This window comes from Chryseobacterium nakagawai, assembly GCF_900637665.1.
Classification (GTDB): Bacteria; Bacteroidota; Bacteroidia; order Flavobacteriales; family Weeksellaceae; genus Chryseobacterium; species Chryseobacterium nakagawai.
The window spans coordinates 4,870,125-4,885,019 of record NZ_LR134386.1; the positions used below are offsets into that span (position 1 = coordinate 4,870,125).

The window sequence follows — 14,895 nt, forward strand, 5'->3', positions numbered from 1 at the left end:
TGCTGATCTTTTCAGATTCGAAGCGGTGAATCTATAAATAATATGATAACGATCATAAAAAAAACAAATCCAACCATCATATTCTAATGACATTTTAATCTCATTCTAATGTAGATAAGAATATTAACAAATTTCATCTTTTATCTTTGAAACCCCAAAATAAGAGATATACATTATATAATTTTTCAGATGAAATACAGAATCGAAAAAGGCTTTGTTTCTACAATTCAGAAAAGAGTAAGGCTTCGAAGAATGGGTAAAAAAATACAAGATGAATCATTAAATCTGAATTCAAAAAGTGTATTTATTACTTTTATCAACAGGCACTTTCAAAAAATAATTTCATCGATCCTGTATAAGTATTCTAAAAAAGAAGAGCATCCAGTCTATCTTTTCCAAAACCAAGCCGGTATTCATGGGAAAATCTAAAGATGGGAGAATCTGTAACCTCAGCAAAAAAGAAAAATGGAAATAAGCGCAAATGAACAGGGCAAAAGACTGATCCGGTACATTACAAAAGAGAAAAAAGATGTCACTAATATTTATTTTTATGCCGTCCTCAACGGTCTTGTTTTATTGAGTGTTCCGTTGGGAATACAGTCTATAGTAAGTTTTGTAATGGGAGCTACCATGACAACTTCCATTTACCTCCTCATCTTCTTTGTAGTCATCGGAACATGGCTTGCCGGATATTTCAGGTTAAAGGTGATACAGATCATTGAAAAAATCCAGCAGAAAATATATGTAGAGTTTTCCATTGCCATCGCTGATAAGATTCCAAAGGTCGATCTTTCTTATACCAGAAAGTATTATCTCCCGGAGCTTGTTAACCGTTTTTTTGATATCCAAAATTTACAAAAAGGAATTTCAAAGATTTTGCTGGAAATTCCCACCGCATTGATTCAGATTGTTTTTGGAATTCTTTTACTTTCTTTTTATCATCCCTGGTTTCTGGCATTTGGAGGGCTGGTGGTTATTTCTGTAATTATTATTTTCAGATATACGATGGAAAGCGGGATTAAATCCAGTATTGAAGAAAGTAACAAAAAATATGATACGGCGGCATGGATCGAAGATATTGCCGGATCGGTAAAAACCTTTAAAATGCATTCTGAAAATGATGCTCATCTAAAAGGAACCGATGAACGCGTCGTAGAATATCTTAAACATAGGACATCCCATTTTAAAGTTCTTGTTTTTCAGTACAAAACGATTATTGCCTTTAAAGTAATTATTACCTTAGCGATGCTTGCTATTGGAACTTATCTTCTGATTAATCAAAAACTGAATATTGGGGCTTTTATTGCTACAGAAATTGTTGTTCTGAGCATTATGTCTGCTGTAGAAAAACTGATTGTAAGCCTTGAAAGTTATTATGATCTTATCGCTTCTTTTGCCAAACTTTCTAAAATTACAGAGCTTAAAGAGGAACAAAATGGTGAAATCATATTATCACAGAAAGAAAAAGGAGCAGAGATTGAATTTAAAAATGTAAGTTTTTCCTTCAACGAGCATAGCCCCATCCTTTCGGATGTAAATTTTAAAATTCGGGAAAATACCATTAATGTTTTAACAGGAAAGTTAGGAGCCGGAAAAACACTTCTCCTCAATATGATCACAGGTTTTTTTGACCCTAGCTCAGGAACCATTTTATTTGACAGAATTCCATTAAAAAACATTGAGAAACAACTGCTGAGAAACGACATAGGTCTTTATCTTGAAAATATGAAGATCATTCAGGGAACAGTGAAAGAAAATATCATATTAGGGAATAGTGAAAGCCATACGGAAGACATTCTGGAGCTTTCTGAAAATATCGGAATAGAAAATATTTCCAGTATGTTCAGCAGTGGATTTTTCACCGAAGTCAGTGAAACCGATCCTGAAATCACCTTCAGCTCAAAAAAGAAAATTCTACTTCTGCGGGCACTTTTGGGTGAAAAGAGACTTATCATTCTGGAAAACCCTTTTGCAGGAATCCGTGAAGAATATCAGGATAGAATGATACAGTACCTTTTGAAGATCAAAGAAAAAACAACGATCATCATTGTTTCACAGGATGCAGAACTTTTGCAGCATGCGGATCAGCATATTCATCTGGAAGGGGGAACTTTAAGAACATCTCATAAAAATCAGTAAAATGGAACTACAGTCATTTGACAAAATATATCATATTCATAAGAAATCAAGAGTGAAAAGATGGTTTCTCTTCATTTTTATTGGAGGTATTATCACTTTATTTCTTCCCTGGACACAGAACATTAAAGTGAAAGGAAATGTAACTTCTCTTTATCAGGAACAGCGTCCCCAGCAACTCCATTCTCCTATTCCGGGAAAAATTATCAAGTGGTATGTAAAAAACGGAGATTATGTAAAAAAGGGAGATACCCTGATGCAGCTTTCGGAAATCAAAGAAGATTATTTGGATCCACTTTTGGTACAAAGAACTCAGGAACAGGTGAATGCTAAAAAAGGGGTCCGGGATTTTTATGAAGCGAAAGTAGGAACGGTTAAAAGTCAGCTTCAGGCTTTACATTCGGCAAGAGACTTAAAGCTTAATCAATTAAAGGGAAAGATCAGTCAGCTTAATAGCAAGCTTTCAGGGGAAGAGGCAGAACTGGCCGCTGCTACCAATGAAGTAAGACTTTCTGAGGATCAGTTTACCCGACAGAAAAAAATGTATGAAGAAGGTCTGGTTTCTCTGACTCAATTTCAACAAAGAAGTATTTCTTATCAAAATGCCATTGCTAAAAAAACAGCTTCGGAGAATAAAGTTGCTCAAACCCGCCAGGAAATTATCAATACTGGTATTGAGCAGAATTCAGTAATCCAGGATTATACAGAAAAACTAAGTAAAATAGAGGGAGAACGGTTTCAAAATATGGGACAAATTGAAGGCAGTGATGGAGATATTGCAAAACTTGAAAATCAGGTTGCCAATTATAAAGCAAGACAGGATTTATATTTCATCATCGCTTCCCAAAACGGGCAGGTCATACAACTCAACAAAGCAGGTATTGGGGAGGTTTTAAAAGACGGAGAAAACATAGGAACTATTGTTCCTACTACGGTAGATTATGCAGTGGAAATTTATGTAAAACCGGTAGACCTTCCTCTTATCAAGGAAAAACAGCGTATCATGTGTATTTTCGATGGTTTTCCTGCTATTGTATTTTCGGGATGGCCCAACTCCAGCTACGGAACATTTGCCGGAGAAATAGTTGCCGTAGAAAGCAATATCAGTGCTAACGGACTTTTTAAAGCTCTGGTCATTGAGGATAAAGATGAAAAAAGATGGCCGCCAAAAATTAAGATGGGAGCCGGAGTACAGGGAATTGCCATTCTAAACGATGTCCCGATCTGGTATGAACTCTGGAGAAATATCAATGGTTTCCCTCCAGACTATTATGAAGTGAAAAACGACCAATCCGGAAAATATGAAAAATCAAAGTAAAATTCTTTTTATCCTGATTCTATCTTTTTTCCACTATGGTCTGGCTCAGGACTCTCTTACTATTTCGGCTCAGGAATTTATATCGGTGGTCAAAAATTATCATCCACTCGCATTGAAATATCAGCTGCAGAATAAAATTGCCCAATCTAAAATTACTAAAGCCAGAGGAGCTTTCGACCCTGTTTTGGGTGGAAAAATCGGAGAAAAAAACATTGATGGAACTCAATATTACAGGCAGAAAAACCTGGAACTGGGCATTCCTACCTGGTACGGAATTGATCTTACCGCAGGATATCAAAATCTGAATGGTGAAAAACTAAATTCCAGTGATACTAAAGGTGGTTTGTACAGCATGGGAGTTACTGTACCTTTAGCCAAAAACCTTTTGTATGATAAACGTAGAGCCATCTTGGATCAGGCAAAATTTGCCGTAAAAATGACTGAAGCAGAACAGACTATTCTGACCAACGAACTTCTTCTTGAAGCTGAAAATACGTATTGGGAATGGGTACAAAGTTTTGAGATTTATCAACTACAGGCTAAAGCGGTAGAAATCAATAAAAACCGTTTAAACCTCACCCAAAAAACCTTCGAATATGGGGAAAGAGCAGCGATAGATACAGTTGAAGCCAGCTCACAACTGCAGAGTTTTGAACTTCAGCAGAAAGAAGCCTATCTAAACTTTGTCAGAAACACACAGAAGCTGCAGTTATTTTTATGGAAAGATAAGCAAGAGATTTATGAAATCTCCAATATTATATATCCTTCCAATCATCTTTCGGATCATCCTGCTTATTCGGATTTTGAATTTCTTCTTCAGGAACTTAGCACAAAGGAAATTGATACTCATTGGTCTGTTCTTTATTATGATCAGAAACACCAAATTTTAGAAAGCGAACGTAAACTGAAGTGGCAAAGTTTTCTTCCTAAACTCGATTTCACCTATAATTTCTTCAACAAAGAAAATTATCAGGCAGATTATCTTCCTCTTTTTGACAACAATTTTCAATATGGTTTAAAGCTTGAAATTCCGGTATTCCAAAGAGAAGCCAGAGCGAATTATCAGATTGCTAAAATCAAAATACAGCAAAATCAGCTTGATACCCAGGTTAAAAAGAGAGAACTCCATACCAAGATTGAAACCTATAAAAACGAGCTTGTCAATTATCATGCACAAATTAATCTTTCTAAAAACAATCTTGTGAATTATCAGAAATTACTTACTGCTGAAGAAATAAGGTACACGAATGGTGAAAGCTCTCTTTTCCTCATTAATTCGAGGGAAAATAAGATGATTGATGCTCAGGAAAAATATATTTCTCTACAGGCAAAGTTTCTGAAAAGCTTCACTAAGCTTAAGTGGATGAAAGAAAGTTTCTCTTTATAAAAATCAAAAAAGCTCAGGAACTACCTGAACTTTTTTGATACCTTCTGATCTTAAAAATAGATCAGCATTTATTTATATAAGATATTATTCTTCTACTAGCTTTTCAGACTGAGAACCAATAAACGGAATCCTAGGAGCCAGGAAATATCCTGTAAGACTTGCGAACAAAATCGGAACAAAATAAGTAAACCCCGTTAGTGTTCCCAGAATAATGGTAGTACTCATCGGAGTTCTTGTCACACAGGCATTGATCGCAGCCATGCAGCTTACAATGGCTAAGGTAGTATCTACACCCGGAAATAAATTATGAATAATTAATCCTAATGTAGTTCCCACAAAGAACAGCGGGATAATAAAACCACCCCTCCACCCTGAAGTTACTGTAATGGCAATAGCTAATATTTTAAAGACCAAAACCAGAATCAGAAAGTTCAGTCCGAAATTCCCTCCGATCAACTGATTGATCTCGTTGTGTCCAAAATATCTTGTAATCGGAAAATTGTAAGCAATAATCCCTAAAAGAATCCCTCCTACTAATGTTTTGATATAGATTGGAAATTTTTTATATTCAAAAATCTTTTTGAAAAACTTCACTACGAAGATGAAAATCCAACCAAAAAGAGTTCCTACAATTCCAAATAAGGTAGCATATAAAAAATCATATACTCCGGTGTAATGATAGGCTTTCAAATCCCAGGTTGCTCCAATTCCCAAATGGATAATCAAAGCAAACATCAGATAACTGAAACAACTTGCTACCAAAGCCGGAATAATGGCTTTATAATATTCAACTGCATGTTTATGATGCAGAATTTCCAGTGAAAAAAGACTTCCTCCAAGCGGAGCACCAAAAAGAGCCGTAAAGCCTGAAGCCATCCCTGCAATACTTAGTGAACGTAATTCTTCACCTTTTAATCTAAAAATTTTCCCTAACCATGTTCCTGTAGACCCGGTAACCTGTACCAAAGGAGCTTCCGGACCTAAACTTCCTCCTGATGCCACACAAAAAAGTGAGGAAAGAATCATGGATGGATTATTTTTTGGTTCCAGTTTTCCTTTATTGAATCTAATGTTATTGACAATTAGATGGATTTCTCCGGGATCTCCAATAAAATGGATCACCAATCCTGCCAGCAGTCCACAAATTGCCATCGTAGGAATTACCTGCCAGCCTTGAAAATGGGCTAAAAATTCAGTAAAATGCTCCAGTACAATCCAATATCCACCGGCAATAATGCCTCCTACAAGTCCTGTAAAAGCCCACATGAAAAAAGTACGGCTGAACACAAACGGATTAAACCTGATGGGCTGATCCAAAAGATTGAACGTTCTTATAAGCCGTCTTCTTCTATTGATTTTCATTCTTAGATTTTGTTTTTAACAAAATAAAGAATCAACATTCCCCAGCTTAAGATCATCATCAAGCCTCCAAGCGGAGTGATAGGTCCTAAAAATTTAAGATTCATTCCCAGATAATCCTGCATGCTCAGGAAATAGATACTCACTGAGAATAAAAGGGTACCTGCAATCATTAAAATTGAGGTCCATCTTTCAGCAGAAGTTTCAAATTTCAAGATATACCCGATAATCAGCAGGAAAAAGGCTGCATACATCTGATATCTTACTCCTGTTTCAAAACTTTCCAGTCTTTCCACAGCTAATATTTTCTTTAAAGCGTGTGCTCCGAATGCCCCTAGGATTACAGACACCATTCCGTAAACCGCTCCAAAAACTAAAGTAATTGTTTTCATTTTATAACTCTTCTAATTCTATACTTAAATATTTTTTTGTCTTATAGTCCTGCCAGGTTCCAGTAATCTTATTTCCTTTCATTTCTGCCTCTACAAATGCTCTCGGAATCCATTGGCTTATGACATCATCATACCGGTCGTTTTCAGTGATAGAGATGTGATTCCCTTTTAGCTGGCCGTCCCATTGAATCAGTTTTTTGCTTTTATCATACCAATATTCAGCATGAAAAGAACTTATTCCAGAGCTATCGCTATTAGGATAAGTACTTGATACAAGAACTGTAATGGGATATTTCTCATCTATTTTTCCTTTATACAGCTTATTTCTGAAACTTGTTTTCTCTATTGTATCTGAACCTTTCAATAGATTTCTTGCATAAAGACTCCAATATTTATCAAGCTCTTTATAGGTAAATTTAAGTTCATGACTTCCAAGATCATCCAATGCTCTCATTGCATGATTGGAACATCTTCCGGCTACAAATGTCAGTTTATCTTTTCCAAAAAAATATCTGATATCAGCCAGTGATTCTTCTGTAAAACAACCTTCATACATTCCAATCTGGTCTTGTGTTTCTGCCGACGGATTTTTCTCAGACTTTAATTCAGCATAATCGGCAAAACCAAAAGTATAAAAAAAATGAAATATGCAGGCCAAGTTCAGATTGAAAAAATGGAAAATTCTATTTACATTTTAAAGACCATTTAAACGTAATTAAAACAGTATAAAAACATAAAAAATTATAATCGTTACTGTTTCCCGTAAAGATAATAAAATTTATCGTCATAAATATGCAATATCATATATATGGGAATGTTTCATGGTTATTGTTCCTTAAATATGTGATGTAGAATGAGTGTTAAAGAATAGCCCCAAATTGGGGCTATTCTTTTTTTATCTACAGCATCTTAATATAATGAAAAAAACATCATACAGATACGGATTCCCGTAATGGGGATTAAAAAGCTAACTATACATTTACTACGAATTAAAATATTTTTATTATGAAAAAATTAAAAAAACTTTCTAAGAAGGATTTGAAAACCATTAAAGGTGGTGGTGATTTTTGTAAGCCTGGAGCAGGTGACATTTGTGGCCAATATGGCTTAGAGTGTGGAATGTGGTTCTCTTACACTGGAGGACAATACATTGAATCTCACATGGCTTGTATGTAATGAATGTTTGTTAAGGAGGTATATTTATATATCTCCTTTTTTAATACCTTTATGAAAAATGAAGAATATGAAGTTATTTATTTTAATACTTACTATTTTATCAAGTATTACTTCAGCACAAAACATAACATTTATATATGAACTTAATAAGCCTAATACTCAAACTGAATATTACTACTTGGATGTGTTAGGCAAACAATCAGTTTTTCGTTCTGAAAGTGCAAGAAAAGCAGATTCTCTTGCATTAATTAATGGCTATTACGCATCTAAAAAACCAACATTTGAGCATTTATATTCCTTTAAAAATTTAATAAGTAAAAAGATATATAAAAGTGTTACACATCCTGCTCTGTATGATCTATATTATATTAATATAGATGAAAATTTAGATTGGAATGTTCATCAAGAAAAACAAAAGATTGGAGAATTTGAGTGTCAAAAAGCGACTACTAAATATGGAGGGAAAACATGGATCGCTTGGTTTGATGTAAATAATCCCTTACAGGAAGGCCCGTATATTTTTCATGGTCTTCCAGGGTTCATTGTGAAGTTAACAGATGTTGATAAAGATTTTGATTTTAATCTTATTAGAATAAAGAGGTCAAGTAAAAATAATCAATTCAATATACGAAAAGGAAAAGAAATCAATTGGGAAACATACAAAAAACTACAAGAAGACTATTATTCTGATCCTTTTTCTGCAATAAAAGCTCAAGGATATAAAATGAAAATAGGAGATGATAAAGGTAACACCCTTGATATGAGCTTTAAGGATCTTACGGGCAATCTTCAAAAGCAATTAAAAGAAAAAAACTCACCTATAGAGTTAAATCAGAAAGTTGAATTCAAATAAAACCCAGACTATAAATTAAACAATTTTTCTTATTTTTACTAAAATTAAATGCACTCAAATGATTCATGAAGAATAACTTTAATTGGCTTCGCTTACTGTTCTCTACATTGGTAATATTTTCCCATTCTTTTGATCTTACCGGAGGTGAAGATTTTCTTTTTACTATTACTAAAACAACTTCATTCGGAGCAATTGCTGTAGCTTTTTTCTTTGTTTTAAGCGGTTATCTTATTTTTCAAAGTCTCGAAAATTCAAAGTCCCTTTTTGACTACTTCTGGAAAAGAGTTTTAAGGCTTTTTCCTGGTCTTTTTGTAATGCTTTGTTTCTCAATGCTTATTATGATTTTTATAAACTATAAAGTGCTTTTTTATAAAGACTTTTGGTTTTATCTTCCAAATAATTTAAGCTTATATAGAGTTCAATATAATGTTCCAGGTATATTTGCAAACAATCCATACCCTAATGCTATTAATGGCAGCCTATGGTCTCTCGCTTATGAGTTTAGCATGTATATTGTCGTAAGCTTTTTGTTTTTTATTAACTTAGAAACAATTAGAAAATTCTTGTTAATATTTGGTTTTCTTACAAGTATCTGCTTTACTGCTTTAAATCCTGATTTTCTGAAAGAATTTTTTAATTTAATTAATCTTGAACCTATTCTTTTCTGGAAACTTTCTTCCTTATTTTTTGGAGGAGCTTTAATGAATTTAAAAAAATTAAAAAAGATTAAGTGGAATCCTTTTTTATTTTCCATTCTATTGGCCTCCATAGCGATCAGTTTCTATTATAAAGTATTCGAAATTACTTCTCCATTTCTATTTCCTTTATTAGTTATTCCATTGGGTGAAGCTTACTTTAAAGTATTCCAGCTTCCAAAAAAACTAGGAGACATATCATATGGGGTCTATATTTATGCCTTTTTTATTCAGCAACTTTTTATGACCTTTTTAAACCTGTCTCCCGTTTTATTATTTACTTTATCAACTATTGTTACTTATATATTGTCTTATTTTTCATGGCATTTGGTTGAAAAACAAATGAAAAAATTTAAGTCTGTTTTTAGTCCTCAATTACAAACTCATTAAGATTTAAATTACAATTTAGTGCAGATGACACCTGTCCCTCCATTTTTGGTAAATGTATCCACTGGACCAAATCCTCCTAGACAAACATCATAACTAATTTTCCCAGATCCACTATTATTTAAATCCTCCAAATTAAAAAGCGACAATTGCCATTTGTTGTTTTCATTATATTGTGTCTCTCCCACTAGCTCTACTGCCATTTGTTGGATTTCAAAACGATGAAAACCTTCAACTACAATATCTTTTTGATTCCTATAAAAGCCCGGTCTAATAAACAAAGATGAGTGATTTGCTTTATAAAGCCGTAATCCAATTTTGTTAGAAGCAAGCACTATATAATCTCCCTTGGTATGCTCATAAACATAAATTCCTGAGTAGTATCCACTGACTACAATATTCTTCAGCGTTGTCCAAGCTCCATTAGAAAGCTTAGGCGTTAGAATTCCTGCTGTAATGGCCGTTGGTAACGAAGCTTGAACATTGTAGACACCTGTGTCTACAATAACATCTTCAACATTAAGTTGTGCAGCATTAGTAGCATTTATACCATGACATTGCGGATTATTGTACGCTCTCACAGTAACTTTTTGAACATCCAATGTAACCAAATTGAATCCCGCAAATCCCGACCCAGCATTAACATTTATTATTCCCCTTGAAAGATCGTGTAAATCAGAGATTATCTCCATTCCATTGTACGCCTTTACATCAAAATTCTCTACTGTTCCAAATCTTGGTGCAGGAGCAATACTTCCCATGATGCCGATTCTACACCATTTTAGAACATTAGGAATATTAATAGAACTCACTTTGAATTTTCTATCTCTACCATAAATGATTCCACCACCATAATTTATTAACTCTATAATTGCAGCATTAATCTTTTCTGTATCATCGGTTACACCATCCCCCGCACAACCATAATCAATTAAGTCAATATACCCTGGTCTTGATCCACCTGATCCGCCCAACTTTTCTTCTATAAATTTTCGCACTCCATCTTCAACTATTGTACGATCCACAGTATAAAATTCTATTGTTTGGGTGCTTGTCACAGGATTGGCATCAAAGGCATATAATCCAATACTTATAAAATCATATTCCTCAACATCAATTTCGAATATTTGTAGCGTTGGAGATACTGTTTCGCTAGTTCCCACAACCAAAGGAGTTACTACACCATTTTTAACCCCTAAAAGCGTTGTGTTTTTAACAACATCACTTGACAAATTAGTATATGGTGTAACTTTTAAAATAAGTTTACCAATTTTTTTGTTACCTTGTTTTGTAGGAATATTCCTCCAAATATTATAATACTGACCACTTCCTGTTTTTGCGGCTGCAGAATTATCTGATTTTAATTGACGACCAAACCAATAAGCAACACCATAAATTGTATATTGATTTGTTTTTGAAATATCAAAAGTATAATCAAGTGTATACTTTGGTTCAACGAAAGATTTTAAAACAGTTTTAGAGTTGTTTATATCACTAATAGAATTTAATATTCTTGTTTCTGATTTACTCCAAGATACTCCATTAAAATAAAACATCGTATCAAAACCTTCTTTCGCTCTTAAATTATTTGCATTAGGGTACTTCTTACCCCAATCTGCTGTACTATTAGGATCAGATGGTTTATCATCTCCTGAAGAAATAGCAGGTTTATAATTACCTGGTTCTGTAGGCGTCGGATCAGTGGGAGATAACACTCCTTTAAAGTCAGATTCTACGATCTTATGAATATCGGTTAATGCATCATTAAATGCACCTAATAATGAATCTTTAGCTGCATTGTCAAGTTTATTGTCAAGAGAAAACTGTAAATCTTTTACAGCTGAAATATCTATTTGGTCATCTTTATGCCAAAACGAATCAAATAAATTGTAAAAAGCTTCTTGAGTGGGTTTCATCCCTTTAGCAAATAATTGCCTTAGATTGATTTTTGAGATTTTTGGCATTATCCTACAAATTTTATATATATTACAATTCTAAAAGGAGACATATTATTATGTTCCTCATCATTTCCTAATACGTTAGTTTTTCCAGCAAATGCTTCTCCGGATGTTGATGTAATTTCGTAATTCCAATCCTCATTAGCTGATGGACTGTCACCCTGAGAAGCAGCAGTTCCGTCTGGATTATTTGAAATTTTTGCGGAGTTAATACCGGAACCGCCAAATATCTTAAAACTATGTTTTGGAAGCTGAGGCATAGTAAGTTTATGGTTCTTTTCACCACCTGTTTTTCCTACTTCATTAAAATCAATATCTGAAGAATCAAGACCTACAGGCATTCGTCCCGAAAAAGTTTTATCTTCTTCCCAACCTTCAGGAATCTCATTAGCTGGTCGAAGAAACAATACCCTACCACCACCTTTTATTATTGGAGCAGCTGCCATTTCTAACTTTGATATTCTTTCTTCCAGCTTATTAAGTGGGGTGACTCTTTTAAGATCATTCCAATTGTAAGCATCTGGAGAAAATCCAAATGTTGCATAGCGATAAGTTGAAAATGGTTTTAAAGAACCATTTTCGAATGCTCTATTTGTTTTTTCCTCTTTAATTATTACGGTTGCTTGTTTTACTGCACCCTTAAAAAAAAGTAATTCTCCGTTAAGAAAAACAACTCCATCAGAAATCGTTAATCCTAAATCTTCACAGCCTGATATTATCGCTTTTTCACCTGCCATTTTGCTTACCCCTTCAATAATAGAATATGCATCCTGCATTTCTTGGAGAACCTTAGTTCCAAAATCAAAGCCCTCAGTTTCGTTAAAATTAAATGTTTTCATCAATTATAATTTTATAGCGCTTGCTCGCTAGTTTATAAAAATCAACTAAAGCTTTTATTTCTATCTTATAGTTTTTAAGCTCCGCTGGTATAACAACAGTAAAATCTATTTTTGTTCTATCTGTTTCTTCATCTGTATAAATGAACATTTTTCCAATCCATTTCGGTTTGTGCTCTCCATCAGTATAGATATAAACAGGTTTTTTTAATAACCCATCAACTATTCTAATTCTTCGCTGATAATCAAAGGTGTCATTTAAGATTTTGCGAAGTTTACAAACCTGTCCATTGTGCTTTACTTTTACTATTGAAGTACTGCGATATATTACAAGTGAATTATTAAGGTCAATAATTTCAGAAGTTGCTAATGTAAGCAGTGCTGTCAACCTTTCTTTTCTAAGAAAGGTGGGCAACAATCTCATAGCCAAAGTCTGTGCATTAAGATTATACCACATATTCAATTATTGTTTTGTTATAATCAATTTCAAAGTATCCGCTTACAGGAATTTTAGAAATTTCAACAGGCTCATAATAACCATAGTCATTTAATTGAGCATCAATCCAAGAAGTTTTTGCTCCTATCAAATGAGGGTTAATTACTCCATCAATCACTTGTAATCTATCAACAAGATGATTTAATACAAGTTCACCATTAAATGGTAATTCCTTTAAAAATTTTTGTAGTGCATCTTTTATTGGCTCATTTCCGTTAAGAATAGAAACTCCATTAGAGTCAATGACATTTGGATCTCGTTTTATTTTAAAATTTAACTGTAATTTGTCAGGTAAAAAGTTTATTACCGTTGTCTGAACCCCTGCATCTTTAATTTCAGCGATATAGCTTTCAAATGCTTCTTTTTGGTCACTAGTTATTGGTTTTAATAATCCACCTGATTCTGTTGCTATTTTAATAATCAACCTACTTTGATCTACACTCTCAGTAACTGCTGAATACTTAATTATTTTAGATTCTTCAATTTGTTCCTGTGTGTATCCGGTATTATTGAATTCATCATCATCCGGGAGTAAAAGGAAACCATATTGAAACCTCAAAGCCATATTTCTATACCATCTTTGAGAATGGGCCTTTTCTTCTTGTATCATAAGAGAGATTTCTTTTTTGCATTCTTCAAAAATTCTTTCATGCATATAGATTCCAAAGGCAAAAACCCATAAAATCAACCTCCATACAGCTGATTTTGAAGATGATGTTAATCCATCCAATGCAGGATATGTAACTTTGTTTTCTAATAATGATGCATGTATTTCGTCTAGTGTTCTCATTGTACTATAAAGTTTTCTTCAATTCCCCAATAATTGATTCCGGATAATGGATTAATTTTAATAATTAGTTCTTCAGTAATTTCAGAAGCTGGCTGCAACTGCTTAAAAACATAATATTGCACTACATCATTATCTATATCGGTATTTACTTCAGAAGTGAAAGGAATTTTAATTGCAGTTCCTGGCTCCAAAAATTGAGAAACTGAAATATTATTGACCAATGCTATTTCAAAACAGTTTTCTGCCTTACCTGTATATTGAATTGCGATATCAATAATTGACTGATTATGTAGTAGTGTTATTGTTGTCATCGGTGATCTCTTTTACTGTTTTTATTCCAGATTTTATCTTTGCCGTTATTTTTTTGAAGTAACTCCAAATATCAAAACCAGCTTTAGGTAAATTTTCAAAAAATATGGAGTAAAATTCTATCGAACAAGCAATTGCTACAGCAAACAAAGACAGAGTGAGTTCATGGTCAGTATATCCATTCTTACCAAAACTTTTCACTCTGAATATGACTTCTATACCATAGGTGCAAAGAATAAAAAGAAAATATGTAACACTTTTAACAATAGATAAGCGAATTCGGGAACTCGAAAATCCATACTTCCAAAAATTTGATTCTATCTTTGAATTTTTCCACATATTCCATGAAGCAAGTACTCCAGTAATAAAATCAGCTGCCATCAATCCAATAAGAAGTATAATCCCCATAAGATTGTCTGAAAATGTTACAAATCCTATTGTTGGTAAAATAATTGCTGGTTTCTTAATTGCAGTTAATACTGCTATTATATGTTTTTTATAAATGAGTAATTCTTTCATACGTTAATAGTTAAGTTTTCAAAACCCTTTGATAAATCAATGTCTGGGTTATGGTAGCCATCAGACTCCAATTGAATGTTTAAATCACGTTTAAACTGGTTTATATTAGGATTTTTCTTTAACTGAAGTACAGCAGCAAAACCAATATTGGGATAAGCCTTGTATTCACCAGGATGAGCAAATGTGATATCAATTACATGTTGTCGATCAGATTCACCAATAACAAAATCACCATTTTCTACTTTTAACTCATAATTCTCGTCTACTGTTAAATCTTGTCTCAT

The 14,895-nt window shown here is 33.5% G+C and carries 17 protein-coding genes; 7 read left to right on the forward strand and 10 right to left on the reverse strand.

What is annotated here, in order from left to right; genetic code table 11:
* The first annotated feature begins 189 nt into the window (after positions 1-189).
* Genes EL260_RS21830 through EL260_RS21845 form a run of 4 tightly spaced genes read left to right on the forward strand, consistent with a single transcriptional unit; the run spans position 190 to position 4,841 of the window.
* A complete protein-coding gene (locus EL260_RS21830; protein WP_123857604.1) occupies positions 190-429 on the forward strand; it encodes a hypothetical protein in 240 nt (79 codons plus the stop codon).
* A 36-nt stretch (positions 430-465) separates the two neighbouring features.
* Complete coding sequence (locus EL260_RS21835) at positions 466-2,139, forward strand: peptidase domain-containing ABC transporter (protein WP_123857605.1); 1,674 nt, start codon at positions 466-468, stop codon at positions 2,137-2,139.
* Position 2,140: 1 nt separating this feature from the next.
* Positions 2,141-3,454 (forward strand): HlyD family secretion protein, encoded by a 1,314-nt coding sequence (locus EL260_RS21840; protein WP_123857606.1) that lies wholly within the window; start codon positions 2,141-2,143, stop codon positions 3,452-3,454.
* Positions 3,438-4,841, forward strand: a complete 1,404-nt coding sequence (locus EL260_RS21845) for a TolC family protein (protein ID WP_123857607.1) — start codon at positions 3,438-3,440, stop codon at positions 4,839-4,841. The genes EL260_RS21840 and EL260_RS21845 overlap by 17 nt, the downstream gene beginning before the upstream one ends.
* Before the next feature lie 84 nt (positions 4,842-4,925).
* Here EL260_RS21845 and EL260_RS21850 read toward each other — a convergent pair whose 3' ends face one another.
* From EL260_RS21850 to EL260_RS21860, 3 genes are read right to left on the reverse strand one after another with little or no spacing between them, the layout of a single operon-like run.
* Positions 4,926-6,203, reverse strand: coding sequence for a chloride channel protein (locus EL260_RS21850; protein ID WP_123857608.1), 1,278 nt, complete (start codon positions 6,201-6,203; stop codon positions 4,926-4,928).
* A gap of 2 nt (positions 6,204-6,205) precedes the next feature.
* On the reverse strand, positions 6,206-6,592 hold the full coding sequence (locus tag EL260_RS21855) for a DUF423 domain-containing protein (RefSeq protein ID WP_123857609.1): 387 nt from the start codon (positions 6,590-6,592) through the stop codon (positions 6,206-6,208).
* A gap of 1 nt (position 6,593) precedes the next feature.
* Positions 6,594-7,250, reverse strand: a complete 657-nt coding sequence (locus EL260_RS21860) for a hypothetical protein (protein WP_123857610.1) — start codon at positions 7,248-7,250, stop codon at positions 6,594-6,596.
* Positions 7,251-7,597: 347 nt separating this feature from the next.
* Between EL260_RS21860 and EL260_RS21865 the strand changes: the two genes are divergently transcribed.
* The 3 genes from EL260_RS21865 to EL260_RS21875 all read left to right on the forward strand — a co-directional run bounded on the left by EL260_RS21865 (position 7,598) and on the right by EL260_RS21875 (position 9,706).
* Positions 7,598-7,768, forward strand: coding sequence for a bacteriocin-like protein (locus EL260_RS21865; RefSeq protein WP_123857611.1), 171 nt, complete (start codon positions 7,598-7,600; stop codon positions 7,766-7,768).
* Positions 7,769-7,835: 67 nt separating this feature from the next.
* On the forward strand, positions 7,836-8,621 hold the full coding sequence (locus EL260_RS21870; RefSeq protein WP_164466561.1) for a GLPGLI family protein: 786 nt from the start codon (positions 7,836-7,838) through the stop codon (positions 8,619-8,621).
* A 65-nt stretch (positions 8,622-8,686) separates the two neighbouring features.
* On the forward strand, positions 8,687-9,706 hold the full coding sequence (locus tag EL260_RS21875; RefSeq protein ID WP_123857613.1) for an acyltransferase family protein: 1,020 nt from the start codon (positions 8,687-8,689) through the stop codon (positions 9,704-9,706).
* Between the two features lie 8 nt (positions 9,707-9,714).
* Here EL260_RS21875 and EL260_RS21880 read toward each other — a convergent pair whose 3' ends face one another.
* The 7 genes from EL260_RS21880 to EL260_RS21910 are packed head-to-tail and all read right to left on the reverse strand — an operon-like array spanning position 9,715 to position 14,895.
* The gene (locus EL260_RS21880; protein ID WP_123857614.1) at positions 9,715-11,667 is read right to left on the reverse strand and encodes a hypothetical protein; all 1,953 of its coding nucleotides are present in this window, start codon (positions 11,665-11,667) and stop codon (positions 9,715-9,717) included.
* On the reverse strand, positions 11,667-12,500 hold the full coding sequence (locus EL260_RS21885; protein WP_123857615.1) for a hypothetical protein: 834 nt from the start codon (positions 12,498-12,500) through the stop codon (positions 11,667-11,669). The genes EL260_RS21880 and EL260_RS21885 overlap by 1 nt, the downstream gene beginning before the upstream one ends.
* Positions 12,487-12,954 (reverse strand): hypothetical protein, encoded by a 468-nt coding sequence (locus EL260_RS21890; RefSeq protein ID WP_123857616.1) that lies wholly within the window; start codon positions 12,952-12,954, stop codon positions 12,487-12,489. Before EL260_RS21890 ends, EL260_RS21885 begins: the two co-directional genes overlap by 14 nt.
* Positions 12,944-13,783, reverse strand: a complete 840-nt coding sequence (locus EL260_RS21895) for a nucleotidyltransferase (RefSeq protein WP_123857617.1) — start codon at positions 13,781-13,783, stop codon at positions 12,944-12,946. Before EL260_RS21895 ends, EL260_RS21890 begins: the two co-directional genes overlap by 11 nt.
* On the reverse strand, positions 13,780-14,094 hold the full coding sequence (locus tag EL260_RS21900) for a hypothetical protein (RefSeq protein WP_123857618.1): 315 nt from the start codon (positions 14,092-14,094) through the stop codon (positions 13,780-13,782). The genes EL260_RS21895 and EL260_RS21900 overlap by 4 nt, the downstream gene beginning before the upstream one ends.
* On the reverse strand, positions 14,069-14,611 hold the full coding sequence (locus EL260_RS21905; protein WP_123857619.1) for a phage holin family protein: 543 nt from the start codon (positions 14,609-14,611) through the stop codon (positions 14,069-14,071). The genes EL260_RS21900 and EL260_RS21905 overlap by 26 nt, the downstream gene beginning before the upstream one ends.
* On the reverse strand, positions 14,608-14,895 hold the full coding sequence (locus EL260_RS21910) for an oxidase (RefSeq protein ID WP_123857620.1): 288 nt from the start codon (positions 14,893-14,895) through the stop codon (positions 14,608-14,610). Before EL260_RS21910 ends, EL260_RS21905 begins: the two co-directional genes overlap by 4 nt.

Excerpts from the sequence above, each read along its gene's own strand:
- EL260_RS21830 (WP_123857604.1), top strand. The coding sequence starts at position 190 with ATGAAATACAGAATCGAAAAAGGCTTTGTTTCTACAATTCAGAAAAGA.
- EL260_RS21835 (WP_123857605.1), top strand. The coding sequence starts at position 466 with ATGGAAATAAGCGCAAATGAACAGGGCAAAAGACTGATCCGGTACATT.
- EL260_RS21840 (WP_123857606.1), top strand. The coding sequence starts at position 2,141 with ATGGAACTACAGTCATTTGACAAAATATATCATATTCATAAGAAATCA.
- EL260_RS21845 (WP_123857607.1), top strand. The coding sequence starts at position 3,438 with ATGAAAAATCAAAGTAAAATTCTTTTTATCCTGATTCTATCTTTTTTC.
- EL260_RS21850 (WP_123857608.1), bottom strand. The coding sequence starts at position 6,203 with ATGAAAATCAATAGAAGAAGACGGCTTATAAGAACGTTCAATCTTTTG.
- EL260_RS21855 (WP_123857609.1), bottom strand. The coding sequence starts at position 6,592 with ATGAAAACAATTACTTTAGTTTTTGGAGCGGTTTACGGAATGGTGTCT.
- EL260_RS21865 (WP_123857611.1), top strand. The coding sequence starts at position 7,598 with ATGAAAAAATTAAAAAAACTTTCTAAGAAGGATTTGAAAACCATTAAA.
- EL260_RS21870 (WP_164466561.1), top strand. The coding sequence starts at position 7,836 with ATGAAGTTATTTATTTTAATACTTACTATTTTATCAAGTATTACTTCA.
- EL260_RS21875 (WP_123857613.1), top strand. The coding sequence starts at position 8,687 with ATGAAGAATAACTTTAATTGGCTTCGCTTACTGTTCTCTACATTGGTA.
- EL260_RS21880 (WP_123857614.1), bottom strand. The coding sequence starts at position 11,667 with ATGCCAAAAATCTCAAAAATCAATCTAAGGCAATTATTTGCTAAAGGG.
- EL260_RS21885 (WP_123857615.1), bottom strand. The coding sequence starts at position 12,500 with ATGAAAACATTTAATTTTAACGAAACTGAGGGCTTTGATTTTGGAACT.
- EL260_RS21890 (WP_123857616.1), bottom strand. The coding sequence starts at position 12,954 with ATGTGGTATAATCTTAATGCACAGACTTTGGCTATGAGATTGTTGCCC.
- EL260_RS21895 (WP_123857617.1), bottom strand. The coding sequence starts at position 13,783 with ATGAGAACACTAGACGAAATACATGCATCATTATTAGAAAACAAAGTT.
- EL260_RS21900 (WP_123857618.1), bottom strand. The coding sequence starts at position 14,094 with ATGACAACAATAACACTACTACATAATCAGTCAATTATTGATATCGCA.
- EL260_RS21905 (WP_123857619.1), bottom strand. The coding sequence starts at position 14,611 with ATGAAAGAATTACTCATTTATAAAAAACATATAATAGCAGTATTAACT.
- EL260_RS21910 (WP_123857620.1), bottom strand. The coding sequence starts at position 14,895 with ATGAGACAAGATTTAACAGTAGACGAGAATTATGAGTTAAAAGTAGAA.